This window comes from Streptomyces sp. NPDC006552 (assembly GCF_040611655.1).
GTDB lineage: Bacteria > Actinomycetota > Actinomycetes > Streptomycetales > Streptomycetaceae > Streptomyces.
Genome location: NZ_JBEXOS010000048.1, coordinates 18,366 through 30,902, shown reverse-complemented (window position 1 = coordinate 30,902; position 12,537 = coordinate 18,366). Strand labels below are relative to the sequence as shown.

The 12,537-nt window shown below is 71.8% G+C and carries 10 protein-coding genes; all 10 read right to left on the bottom strand.

What is annotated here, in order from left to right:
- Nucleotides 1-747 (bottom strand): NUDIX domain-containing protein, encoded by a 747-nt coding sequence (locus ABZY33_RS25010; protein WP_356493892.1) that lies wholly within the window; start codon nt 745-747, stop codon nt 1-3.
- Between the two features lie 88 nt (nt 748-835).
- Nucleotides 836-2,074, bottom strand: a complete 1,239-nt coding sequence (locus ABZY33_RS25005) for a pseudouridine synthase (RefSeq protein ID WP_356493891.1) — start codon at nt 2,072-2,074, stop codon at nt 836-838.
- Nucleotides 2,075-2,086: 12 nt separating this feature from the next.
- Nucleotides 2,087-2,737, bottom strand: a complete 651-nt coding sequence (gene scpB / locus ABZY33_RS25000) for an SMC-Scp complex subunit ScpB (RefSeq protein ID WP_356493890.1) — start codon at nt 2,735-2,737, stop codon at nt 2,087-2,089.
- On the bottom strand, nt 2,734-3,882 hold the full coding sequence (locus ABZY33_RS24995) for a segregation/condensation protein A (RefSeq protein ID WP_356493889.1): 1,149 nt from the start codon (nt 3,880-3,882) through the stop codon (nt 2,734-2,736). The genes scpB and ABZY33_RS24995 overlap by 4 nt, the downstream gene beginning before the upstream one ends.
- Nucleotides 3,883-3,909: 27 nt before the next feature.
- Nucleotides 3,910-4,449 (bottom strand): hypothetical protein, encoded by a 540-nt coding sequence (locus tag ABZY33_RS24990; RefSeq protein WP_356493888.1) that lies wholly within the window; start codon nt 4,447-4,449, stop codon nt 3,910-3,912.
- A 41-nt stretch (nt 4,450-4,490) separates the two neighbouring features.
- On the bottom strand, nt 4,491-5,672 hold the full coding sequence (locus tag ABZY33_RS24985) for a ParA family protein (protein ID WP_356493887.1): 1,182 nt from the start codon (nt 5,670-5,672) through the stop codon (nt 4,491-4,493).
- Between the two features lie 331 nt (nt 5,673-6,003).
- Complete coding sequence (ald, locus tag ABZY33_RS24980) at nt 6,004-7,119, bottom strand: alanine dehydrogenase (RefSeq protein ID WP_356493886.1); 1,116 nt, start codon at nt 7,117-7,119, stop codon at nt 6,004-6,006.
- Between the two features lie 145 nt (nt 7,120-7,264).
- Nucleotides 7,265-9,298, bottom strand: a complete 2,034-nt coding sequence (locus tag ABZY33_RS24975) for a tetratricopeptide repeat protein (protein WP_356493925.1) — start codon at nt 9,296-9,298, stop codon at nt 7,265-7,267.
- Nucleotides 9,299-9,770: 472 nt separating this feature from the next.
- Nucleotides 9,771-10,400: an NUDIX hydrolase gene (locus ABZY33_RS24970; protein ID WP_356493885.1), complete on the bottom strand. Its 630-nt coding sequence runs from the start codon at nt 10,398-10,400 to the stop codon at nt 9,771-9,773.
- 94 nt (nt 10,401-10,494) lie between these two features.
- Nucleotides 10,495-12,165, bottom strand: coding sequence for a CTP synthase (locus ABZY33_RS24965; RefSeq protein ID WP_356493884.1), 1,671 nt, complete (start codon nt 12,163-12,165; stop codon nt 10,495-10,497).
- Nucleotides 12,166-12,537: the final 372 nt, after the last annotated feature.

Here is a 12,537-nt window from a genome sequence, read left to right as displayed (position 1 = left end):
TCAGCGGGTTCCTTCCGAAGGGTCGGGCGCGGGCTTGAGCAGCGGCGGCAGCAGGGAGGTGGCGCCGCCGGCCCGGTAGAGGGCGGCGGGTTTGCCGCGGCCGCCGGTGAGCCGGGACGCGCCCGGGATCTGCGCGACGAAGCCGGGGGTGGCCAGGACCTTGCGGCGGAAGTTCGCCGGGTCGAGCTCGGTGCCCCAGACGACCTCGTAGACCTGGCGCAGCTCGCCGAGGGTGAACTCGGGCGGGCAGAACGCGGTGGCCAGGCAGGTGTACTCCAGCTTGCCGCCGATCCGCCGGTGGGCGTCGGCGAGGATCGCGGCGTGGTCGAAAGCGAGCGGCCCGTACGCGCCGCGGGCGCCGGGCTCGTAGGGCAGCCAGGCGGCGCGGGCGGCGTCCCCGCCCCCGCGGGCCTGCGGGGCGTCGGGGACGAGCGCGGCGAACGCGACGGAGACGACCCGCATCCGCGGGTCGCGGTCCGGCTCGCTGTAGGTGCGCAGCTGCTCCAGGTGGAGTCCGGCCACATCGCTCAGCCCGGTCTCCTCGGCCAGTTCGCGCCGGGCCGCGCTCTCCGCCGACTCGTCGGGCGCGAGGAACCCGCCCGGCAGCGCCCAGCGGCCCGCGTACGGCTCCTGGCCGCGTTCGACGAGCAGGATCTGCAGCCGGCCGGCGCGGAGCGTGAAGACGGCGAGGTCGACGGTGACGGCGAAGGGCTCGTAGGCGTGTTTGTCGTAGCCGTGCAGAGACATGCGGCAGCCCCCTTCCTTATTGGTCTCAACGACTCTAAAGGAGGGGGCTGCCGGGGACAAGCCCCCGGAGGACCCGGAAGGTCCGGACCTACAGGTCGACCTCCTGCATCAGCATGCCGACCTCGGTGTTGGACAGGCGCCGCAGCCAGCCCGACTTCTGGTCGCCGAGCGTGATCGGCCCGAAGGCGACCCGGACCAGCTTGTCGACGGGGAACCCGGCCTCGGCGAGCATGCGCCGCACGATGTGCTTGCGCCCCTCGTGCAGGGTGACCTCGACCAGGTAGTTCTTGCCGGTCTGCTCGACGACGCGGAAGTGGTCCGCCTTGGCGTACCCGTCCTCCAGCTGGATGCCGTCCTTGAGCTGCTTGCCCAGGTCGCGCGGGATCGGGCCCACGATGTGCGCGAGGTAGACCTTCTTCACGCCGTACTTGGGGTGGGTGAGGCGGTGCGCCAGCTCGCCGTGGTTGGTGAGCAGGATGACACCCTCGGTCTCGGTGTCGAGCCGCCCGACGTGGAACAGCCGCGTCTCACGGTTGTTCGTGTAGTCGCCCAGGCACTGCCGGCCCTCGTTGTCCTCCATCGTGGAGACGACGCCGGCGGGCTTGTTCAGGACGAAGAACTGGTACGACTGCGTGGCCACGGTCAGCCCGTCGACCTTGATCACGTCCTTGTCGGTGTCGACGCGCATGCCCTGTTCCAGCACGATCTCGCCGTTGACCTCGACGCGGGACTGCTCGACCAGCTCCTCGCAGGCACGGCGCGAGCCGTACCCGGCACGGGCCAGCACCTTCTGCAGCCGCTCGCCCTCCTGCTCGGCGCCGGGGAAGGTCTTGGGGAGCTTCACCTCCGGCTTGCCCGCGTACCGGTCGCGGTTGCGCTCCTCGGTCCGCGTCTCGTACTCGCGGGAGCGCGAGGGGGCCGTGCGGCCGCCGGACTGCTGCCCGCGCTTGGGGCCGCCCTTGGCACCGCCGCGCGCCGAGGCGCCGCGGCCCGACTTCGGGCCGTCCAGCGAGCCGCCGGGGCCCACGTCGTAGCGCCGCTCCTCGGGACGCGGGTTCTTGGGACGGGCGGGGCCTGCCTGCCGGTCGTCACGGGGGCCGCTCTGCCTGTCGTCGCGGTCGTTGCCGGCGCCCCGGAAGTTGCCGCGACCGCCGCCGCTGCCGCCCCGGCCGCCTCCGCCACCGCCACGGGGGCCTCCGCCACCACCGCCGCGGGGGCCGCCGCTGTTGCCGCGGGCGCCACCGCCGCTACCGCCGCGGCCGCCGCTGTTGCCACCACGGCTCCCGCCGTTGTTTCCGCTGCTGTTCCTGCCGCTGCTGCTTCGCATCAAAGATTCCGTCTAGTCGTCTGCGTGCTGGGTGTACTCGGAACCGGGCGCATCGGGTGCGTCCGGATCGAACGACGGAACCCCTTCCAGCGTCTCCGCCTCGATCGCGTCCGCCTCGGGGAGGAAGGGCGCGAGTTCCGGCAGCTCGTCCAGGCCGCGCAGGCCCATCCGCTCCAGAAAGTAGTTCGTCGTCCTGTACAGGATCGCACCTGTTTCGGGTTCCGCGCCCGCCTCCGCCACCAGCCCCCGCTGCAACAGGGTCCGCATGACCCCGTCACAGTTGACGCCGCGCACCGCGGAGACCCGCGACCGGCTCACCGGCTGGCGGTACGCGACGACCGCCAGGGTCTCCAGGGCGGCCTGGGTGAGCCGCGCGATCTGCCCGTCGAGCACGAACCCCTCGACGGCGTCCGCGTACGCGGGCCGGGTGTAGTACCGCCAGCCCCCGGCGACCCGCCGCAGCTCGAAGCCGCGTCCCTGCACGGTGTACTCGTCGGCCAGCTCCCGCAGCGCGTCGGCCACGGCCCGCCGGGGCCGCTGGAGGATCTTGGCGAGCTGCTCCTCGGTGGCGGGTTCGTCGACGACCATCAGCACCGCCTCCAGGGCGGGCCGCAGGGCCAGCGCCGCGACCCCGCTCTGCGCGTCCTCGGTCTCCGCCGTCATCCCGCACTCTCCTTCTTCTCCCCGGCCGCCGGCTCGGGCGCCCGGTCGAACTCGTCGGTCACCACGGGTTCCGCCGCGTCCGCGGCCCCGGTCCAGCGCACGAGCAGCTCCCCGAGCGCGGTCTCCTGGTCCAGGGCGACGACCTTCTCCCGGTACAGCTCCAGGAGCGCCAGGAACCGCGCCACCACGGTCAGCGTGTCCCCGGTGTCGGCCACCAGCTCCTGGAAGCTGGCCCGGCCCAGCTCCCGCAGCCGGGCCACGACGAGCCCGGCCTGCTCCTGCACGCTCACCAGCGGGGCGTGGATGTGCTCGACGTAGACCCGCGGCTTCGGCTTGGGCTGCATCGCCTTCACCGCGAGCCGGGCGAACCCCTCGGGGCCGATGCTGATGACGACGTCCGGGAGCAGCTCCGCATGGTGCGGCTCCAGCCCTACGGTGCGCGGGTGGCGCCGCGCCTCGTCGTCGAGCCGGCCGCTGAAGATGTCGGCGATGCGCTTGTACGCGCGGTACTGGAGCAGCCGCGCGAACAGCAGGTCACGGGCTTCCAGGAGCGCGAGGTCGGCCTCGTCCTCCACCTCGGCGGCGGGCAGCAGCCGGGCGGCCTTCAGATCGAGCAGGGTGGCCGCGACGACGAGGAACTCGGTGGTCTGGTCGAGGTCCCAGTCCGGACCCATCGCCCGGATGTGGGCCATGAACTCGTCGGTCACCTTCGACAGCGCGACCTCGGTGACGTCCAGCTTGTGCTTCGAGATGAGCTGCAACAGCAGATCGAAGGGCCCCTCGAAGTTGGCGAGCCGCACGGTGAACCGCCCGTCATCGGACCCGGACGCACCGACCGCAGGCTCGGAGGCGGGGCCGACGGGGTCGGCGAGGGCGGCGGGGTCGGCTTCGGAACCGGGCTTGAAGGCGGGCTCAGATCCGGAGACAGGCTCGGCGTCGGCCTCCCGCTCGGCCTCCCCGGCCGCGTCGGGCCCGGCGGCGGGCTCGGTCACGGGCGTCGGCGCCGGCCCGGGGCTCTCCCCCACCCCGGACCCGGGCGGGGCCTCGGCACCGCCCTGGGGCGGAGCCAGGGGCACCGCCCCGCGGCCCAGCGCGCGGCGGCGGGCGCCAGGGCCGGGCGGAGGGGAGGAATCGTTCACGGGCATCACTGCCGGAGGCTACCGCCGGAGCAGCTACCGCCCACGCAGCCGGCGGACGAGAATGCTCGCGTCCCCCCGGGACTCCAGGTCGGCCAGGACCACGGCGACCGCCTCGCGCACGATGCGGCCGCGGTCGACGGCGAGCCCGTGCTCCCCGCGCAGCACGAGGCGCGCGTGTTCGAGGTCCATCAGCTCCTCGGCGGAGACGTACACGGTGATCTTCTCGTCGTGCCGCTCACGTCCGCTGGGCCGCCGGTTGGCGGCGCGGGAACGGCGCCGGGCGGCCGCGGTCGAGCCGCGTCCGCCGGCAGAACCTTCCTGCACCCCGCCCGCACCGCGGCGGCCCGCCTTCTCGCCCGCGTCGGCGGCGCCCCGGCTGCGCGAGCCGGCCTCCGACTCGGCGTCGGCGGCGGTGTGCTCGGCGGACGGCCCGGTGGCCGCCTCGGCCTTGTCGCCGTCCTCGTCGTCCGCGCCGGACGACGCGGCGGCCGTCTCGTCGCTCTCGCCGGCCGGCCCGGGAACCCGCGGCTCACCGCCGGCCGGACGTCGCGGCGACGACGACTGAAGTGCCATTCCCCCGGTCGTACGGAACAGTTCGTCGGCCCCCGGCAGACTCACTCGGCGTGACACCGGGCGAGCACCTCCCTGGCGAGCTGGCGGTAGGCCGCGGCACCGACGGAGTTCGAGGCGTACGTGGTGATCGGCTCACCGGCGACCGTGGTCTCCGGGAAGCGGACCGTGCGCCCGATGACCGTGTGGTAGACGTGATCGTCGAAGGCCTCGACCACGCGGGCCAGGACCTCACGGCTGTGCACCGTGCGGGAGTCGTACATCGTGGCGAGGATGCCGTCGAGCTCCAGCTCGGGGTTGAGCCGCTCCTGCACCTTCTCGATGGTCTCCGTCAGCAGGGCCACCCCGCGCAGCGCGAAGAACTCGCACTCCAGCGGCACTATGACCTTGTGCGCGGCGGTCAGCGCGTTCACCGTCAGCAGGCCGAGCGAGGGCTGACAGTCGATCACGATGTAGTCGTAGTCGGCCATCAGCGGCTTCAGCGCCCGCTGCAGCGTGGACTCGCGCGCGACCTCGCTGACCAGCTGCACCTCGGCGGCGGACAGGTCGATGTTGCTCGGCAGCAGGTCCATGTTGGGCACGGCCGTCTTGAGCAGCACCTCGTCCGCGGACATCCCCCGCTCCATGAGCAGGTTGTAGACGGTGAGGTCGAGCTCCATCGGGTTCACACCCAGGCCCACCGAGAGGGCGCCCTGCGGGTCGAAGTCGACGAGCAGGACCCGGCGGCCGTACTCGGCGAGCGCGGCACCCAGGTTGATGGTCGACGTGGTCTTGCCGACGCCGCCCTTCTGGTTGCACATCGCGATGATCTTCGCCGGGCCGTGGTCGGTCAGCGGTCCTGGAATCGGGAAGTACGGCAGCGGGCGTCCGGTGGGGCCGACCCGCTCACGGCGCTGACGGGCAGCGTCCGGGGCGAGCGTGGCCGCGTACTCGGGGTCCGGCTCGTACTCGGCGTCGGGGTCGTAGAAGTGCCCCTCGGGGGACAGTTCGTCGTAGTCGGCGAAGTGGCTGTGTGTGTCGCCGCTTCGGTCGCCGGCCATGGCGTTCACGTGATGGCCATCCATGCTCTGGTGTGCTGTCTGCGTCGGCTTCTGTTCGGGGCTGCTCTGGTAGCCGCTCTGGTGGGCCGCGAAGGTACGCACAGCTACGGAGCCGACAGCTTGAAGCCCCGCGGTTCCCTGTCCGCCTGACTGGCCGCCTCCGGGAGTAAATGTCGACTCATTCACAAGTCGTCTTACCTCCTTGGATGTGACCAGGAACATTTATCGATAGGTCAGCGTGGCACCTTGCCGACGGTTGGCGACTCTATGGCGTGTCACCGCTCCGCAGCAACACAATCCGCCGTTCCCGACTCGATGTGTCGGCAAAGCAACACCCTCATGTCAAGGGCGTGCGACGCTTCTTCAGGGTGTTTTGCAGGTGCGCGAAACGGCTAAAGGGTTACGTTCGCGGCGAGTTGACCATGTCCGTACGCATGCGCTTACGGCCGGACCCTTCGCAAGGTCCGGCCGTAAGCGTGAGATTGACGACTTCTGTTGACGTCGCCTCGGGGCGCGCTCAGCCGAGCAGCGTCTCCAGCTCCAGGTGGTCGAGACCGTGTGCCTCCGCGACCTCCTTGTAAACCACCTTGCCGTCATGGGTGTTGAGGCCCAGGGCCAGCGCGGGATCGCGGCGCAGCGCGTCGGCCCAGCCGCGGTTGGCCAGCTCCACGATGTACGGGAGCGTGGCATTGGTCAGCGCGTAGGTCGAGGTGTTGGGCACGGCGCCGGGCATGTTGGCGACGCAGTAGAAGACCGAGTTGTGGACCGCGAAGGTCGGCTCGGCGTGCGTGGTCGGGTGCGAGTCCTCGAAGCAGCCGCCCTGGTCGATCGCGATGTCGACAAGGACACTTCCCGGCTTCATGCGCGAGACCAGCTCGTTGGTGACCAGCTTCGGCGCCTTGGCGCCGGGGATCAGCACCGCGCCGATCACGAGGTCGGCCTCCAGGCAGGCCTTCTCCAGCTCGAAGGCGTTGGAGACGACGGTCTGGATCTTCGTGCCGAAGATCTTGTCGGCTTCCTTGAGCTTGTTGATGTCCTTGTCGAGCAGGGTCACGTGGAAGCCCATGCCGATGGCGATCTGGGCCGCGTTCCAGCCCGAGACGCCACCGCCGATGACGACGGCGCGGCCGGCCAGGACGCCGGGGACGCCGCCGGGCAGCACACCGCGGCCGCCGTTCGCGGCCATCAGGTGGTAGGCGCCGACCTGCGGGGCCAGCCGGCCCGCGACCTCGGACATCGGGGCGAGCAGCGGCAGCTGGCGGCCGGCGGTCTCGACCGTCTCGTACGCGATCGCCGTGGTGCCCGACTCCAGCAGCGCGTCGGTGCACTCCTTCGACGCGGCCAGGTGCAGGTAGGTGAAGAGGGTCTGGTCCTTGCGCAGGCGGTGGTACTCCTCCGCGATCGGCTCCTTGACCTTCAGGAGCAGGTCGGCGACGGCCCACACCTCGTCCGCGGTCGTGAGGATCTCCGCGCCCGCCGCGACGTACTCCGTGTCCGGGATCGAGGAGCCCACACCGGCGTCTCGCTCGACGAAGACCTGGTGGCCGTGGCGCACGAGCTCGTGCACGCCGGCGGGGGTGATGGCCACCCGGAACTCGTTGTTCTTGACCTCGCGGGGGATGCCGACCTTCATCGTCGATCACGGTCCTTGGCTCAGGGGATGTACCGGTCATTGCACTGCATACCAGTGCGCCGACGGACACACCGGAGAGCGCCACGGAAGTACGCGGCGGAGCCAGTCTAATGAAGGTTTTCTCGCTGTCTAGCCTTTCGAACCATCAATCTTCTGCGGAAGCACTACGGGTTTCGCAGGTGTTAGCGGCCTGTTCCGAAGGGTTTGCTTGTAGAGCACCACCTCCGGCACCGCCGGCCAGCTCCTCTCCCAGCATGCGCTCGGCCGCACCCCGGTGCAGCTTGGCCGCGGCGGGGTCGCCGAGCCGCTCCAGCGTGTCCGCGAGGCGCACCTGGAGCGCCGCCTGCAGCCGTACGTCCTTGGCCTGCCGCGCCCACTCGACCGCCTCCTGGCAGGTGCAGAGGGACTCCTCGGGCCGCCCGGCGTACTCCTGCACCCGGGCCAGCTCGCTCAGGGCCCGGGCCTGCGCGGCGATGTCGCCCTCCTTGCGGTACGCGGCGACGGCCGAGCGCCAGCCGCGCAGCGCCTCGCCGTAGCGGCCCGCGTACGTGTGAACGGTGGCGATGCGCCCGTGCAGCCGCGCGGCGTCCGCCCGCTCCCCCCGGGTGAGCCGCTGGGCGAGCGCCCGGCCGTACCAGTCCGCGGCCCGCTGCCAGTCCCCGAGCGCCTGGTGCGCACCGCCTACGGATTCCATCGCGCGGCCGGTCGCGTACGGGTCCTGCGCAGCCCGTCCGGCGTCCAGCGCGGCCCGGTAGCGCGCCAGGGCCTCCAGGGTGCGGCCGGTCCCGGCGTCGAGGTCGGCGAGGTTGAGCAGCGCGGCCGCCTTCTCCCGTGGCAGGTTCCGGCGCTCGGCCACGTCGAGGACGAGCCGGTGGATCACGTACAGCTCGGGCGCGGCGGACTCGGCGCCCCGGTGCGCGACCAGGGCCCGCGCCAGGGCGGCCATCAGCCGCCGGGCCAGGGTGTCCAGTTCGCCGTCGGCCACGGCGAGGCGGGCCGCGGCGAGCAGGGCGGGCTGCCGCGCGCGCAGCCACTCCGCGGCGGCGGCCCGGTCCGGGAACCGCAGGGCGCTGGGCAGCCCGGCGAGCTTCTTGCGGGCCGGGGCGGCGTCGGGCTCGGTCACCGCGCGGCAGGAGGTCAGCAGCCGGACGGTCCGTTCCAGCATGCGGGCGCGGGCCAGCTGGAGTTCGGCGGGCCGGTCGAGCGTCTCGGTGAGGCCGCGCAGCAGGGGCACGAGGCAGCCCGGCACCTCGTACTGCGGCACCCGTGAGCCGACGGCCCGCACGAACCCGAGGGTGACGAAGTCGTCGAGAGTGGTGCGGGCCGCGGAGACGGAGCAGCCCGCGAGCGCGGACGCGGTGTGCGGGTCGACGTACCCCTCGGGCGCCAGGGACAGGTAGCGCAGTATCCGCGCGGCGGGGCCGGCCAGGCCGGCGTAGGAGTGCCGGAAGACGCGGGCGAGGGCGGAGCCGTCCCCCGTGTCGTCGGCGGCGTGCAGCTGCCGGGCCAGGTCGGCCACGGATTCCTTGGGGCGCCGGGCGAGCCAGCCGCCGGCGATCTCCAGAGCGGCGGGTTCGGCGCCGCACAGTTCGACCAGGGACTCGGCGGAGCGCGGGTCGCAGGTGATCCGGACGGACCCGGTGTGCCGGCTGAGGAACTCCAGCGCGGCCTTCGTGTCGAGCCCGCCGAGCGTGCAGGGCCGGACGTCCGCGATCCCGGTGAGCGGCCCCTCGGCGACGGCGACGACCAGGCAGTCCGGGGTGTCCGGGAGCAGCGGGTCGACGTGCTCGGCGCTGCCCGCGTCGTCGAGCAGCAGCACGACGCGGCGGACGGACAGCCCCTCGCGCAGCCGCTCGGTCAGGTCCTCGGCCGATTCGCCGGGAGGCGCGGGCAGATCGAGCGCGTCCAGCAGCTCACGGGCGACGCGTCCGGTCGGTACGGGGGTGCCGTCGGGGCTGGTCAGGCGGGTGCGCAGGGCTCCGTCCGGGTAGCGGTCGGCGACCTGGGAGAGGAGTTCCTCGGCGAGGGCGGTGCGGCCGGTGCCGGGGCGTCCCGCGATCAGCAGGACGCGGGCGCGGGGGGCCTTGCGGCCGGAGAGGGTGTCGAGTCCGGCCCGCTCGATGTCGGAGCTCAGCTCTTTCAACTCGCGCCTGCGACCCAGGAACTGACGACCGGTCACGGATGGCTCGCGGTGGGGGCGGCGGCGGGTGCGGGCCTGCGTGGAGCCGGGCTCGACCGCCGTCTCGTCGTCCGATTCGACCGCCTGATCCGTCACGGGTCACGCTCCGTCTCACCCATCCCCTCCGGGGGTCGGCAGGGGCGGAGCCGAGCCTAGTTCAGGGTGTACGGGTGCCTCCGGCGGACGGCGCGCGGAAGTCCCCTGATCGGATCAGCGGATGGTCGTATCGGGGGGCGTCCGGCCGGTGCGGTCTCGTCGCCGGGTGCGCGTCTCGTCGTGGCTGGTCGCGCAGTTCCCCACGCCCCTGGAGCATGCGGCTGCGCCGCAGCTCCACGGCCCGGTGAGATGCCGCACGCAGTGCGCATCTCAGGGGTGCGGGGAACTGCGCGAGAAGCCCCACCGGCCCGCGGCCGGACAACTATTGCCCGGCCGCACCCATACAGCCCCGCAGAAACCTGCGCCCAGACCCGGATCAGGCCTCGAACGGCCGGGCAGGCCACGCCGCCTCAGCGGGACGCAACGCGTCGAGCCCCTCCCCCGCAAGCGCCGCGCTCAGCGAAAGCACCCCTACCACCAGGCAGTTGTTGTGCAGGTCACCGGCGAGCACCCCCCGCACCAGATCCTGGAGCGGCACCCGCGCCAGCTCCATGTCCGCCTCCTCGTCCTCCACCGCGAACCGGTCCCCCTGCGCCTCGGAGAGATCCCGCGCGAGGAAGACGCGGACGGCCTCGGAGCAGCCGCCGGGCGTCGTGTAGACATCGGTGAGGACCCGCCAGTCCTCGGCCTTCACATACGCCTCTTCGTACAGCTCGCGCTGCGCCGCGTGGAGCGGGTTCTCGCCGGGGACGTCGAGGAGGCCGGCCGGGATCTCCCAGAGCTTCATGCCCACGGGGTGCCGGTACTGCTTGAGGACCAGGACACGCCCCTCGCCGTCGAGGGCGAGGACGGCCACCGAGCCCGGATGCACCTGGTAGTCGCGGCGGGCCACCGACCCGTCGGGCATGACGACGTCGTCGGTGCGCACGGAGGTCTTGTTCCCGACGAAGGGGGTCTCGGTCGCCCGGACCTCCCACTGCTCGGCGGTGTCCTTGATCGTCGTCATGTCGACACGTCCTCCCACGCACGCAAAAGAAACCGGGGCACGTGCCGCATAAGGCACGCACCCCGGTAACCGTACATCGCTCCTGCGCCAGGCCTTACTTGGCCTTCTTGCCCCCCGCGGCGGCCACCTTGCGCGCGACGGCGGCCTTCACGAGACCGGCGAAGAGCGGGTGCGGACGCGTCGGGCGCGAGCGCAGCTCCGGGTGGGCCTGGGTGGCGACCAGGTAGGGGTGGACCTCGCGCGGGTACTCGACGTACTCGACGAGCTTGCCGTCCGGGGAGAGGCCGGAGAACTGCAGTCCGGCCTTCTTCTCCAGCTCGGCGCGGTAGGCGTTGTTCACCTCGTAGCGGTGGCGGTGGCGCTCCTCGACGTACTCCTTGCCGTCGTACACCTCGCGCACGAGGGATCCCTCGGCGAGCTTGGCCGGGTACATGCCGAGGCGCATGGTGCCGCCCATGTCGCCCTCACCGGCGACGATGTCGAGCTGCTCGGCCATCGTGGCGATGACCGGGTGGCCGGTGGCGGGGTCGAACTCGGTGGAGTTGGCGTCCGGCACGTCGGCGAGGTTGCGCGCGGCCTCGACGACGATGCACTGCAGGCCCAGGCAGAGGCCGAGCAGCGGCACCTTGTTCTCGCGGGCGAAGCGGATCGCGCCGACCTTGCCGGAGACGCCGCGCTCGCCGAAGCCGCCGGGGATGCAGATGGCGTCGACGTCGCCGAGCTGCTTCGCGGCGCCCGCCGGGGTCTTGCAGTCGTCCGAGGTGACCCACTTGATCTTGACGCGGGCCTTGTTGGCGAAGCCGCCGGCGCGCAGCGCCTCGGTCACCGACAGGTAGGCGTCGGGCAGGTCGATGTACTTGCCGACCAGGGCCATGACGATCTCGTGGTCGGGGTTGTGGACGCGGTCGAGCAGGTCGTCCCAGGTCGTCCAGTCCACGTCGCGGAAGGGCAGGTCCAGCTTGCGGACGACGTAGGCGTCCAGGCCCTCGCCGTGCACGGTCTTCGGGATGTCGTAGATCGAGCGGGCGTCGGGGCAGGCCACGACGGCGTCCTCGTCCACGTCACACATCAGCGAGATCTTGCGCTTGATCGCGATGGGCACCTCGCGGTCGCAGCGCAGCACGATGGCGTCGGGCTGGATGCCGATGTTGCGCAGGGCCGCCACCGAGTGCTGGGTGGGCTTGGTCTTCAGCTCGCCGGAGGGGCCGATGTAGGGCAACAGCGAGATGTGCACCACGAACACGTTGTCCCGGCCGACCTCGTGGCGGACCTGGCGGACGGTCTCCAGGAACGGCAGCGACTCGATGTCGCCGACCGTGCCGCCGACCTCGGTGATGACGACGTCGACCTCGTCTGTCGCCATCCGCCGGATGCGGTGCTTGATCTCGTTCGTGATGTGCGGGATGACCTGGACGGTGTCGCCGAGGTACTCGCCGCGCCGCTCCTTGGCGATGACCTGCGAGTAGACCTGGCCGGTGGTGACGTTGGCCGAGCCGTCGAGGTCGACGTCGAGGAAGCGCTCGTAGTGGCCGATGTCCAGGTCGGTCTCGGCTCCGTCGTTCGTGACGAAGACCTCACCGTGCTGGAAGGGGTTCATCGTGCCGGGGTCGACGTTCAGGTACGGGTCGAGCTTCTGCATGACCACACGGAGGCCCCGGGCCTTGAGCAGCATCCCGAGGCTGGAGGCGGTGAGGCCCTTGCCGAGGGAGGAAGCGACACCCCCGGTGACGAAGATGTGCTTGGTCGTCGTGGATTTGGGCGTCATGGCCAAGAGGGGGCTCCCGTGGTCGCGGTCTGGAGGGTGCGTACCGGCGTGCTCTCCGGACTTCAGGGGGGAGGCGCCGTCGCTGCGGTTCGGGGGTTCGATGACCACCGGCTCACGGGCTACCAGGGTATCAGCGACGGGACGAGGGTGCTTCCGGCCACGCTCCGCGCACACTCCACCACGGGGTCACATCATCGTCACTCGACGGTCACCCATTCGGCGCAGGTAGGTTGGCACGAGCGGCAAGCGGATCACTTGGGTGCGACGTATCCTGCTCGGACAGTCGGCTGTCGAGTCACACAGGAAAACGGCACCACAACGGCACCACCCCGTCCGTTCCCGACCGTTCGCCGGAGCACGTAGCCGCACTCC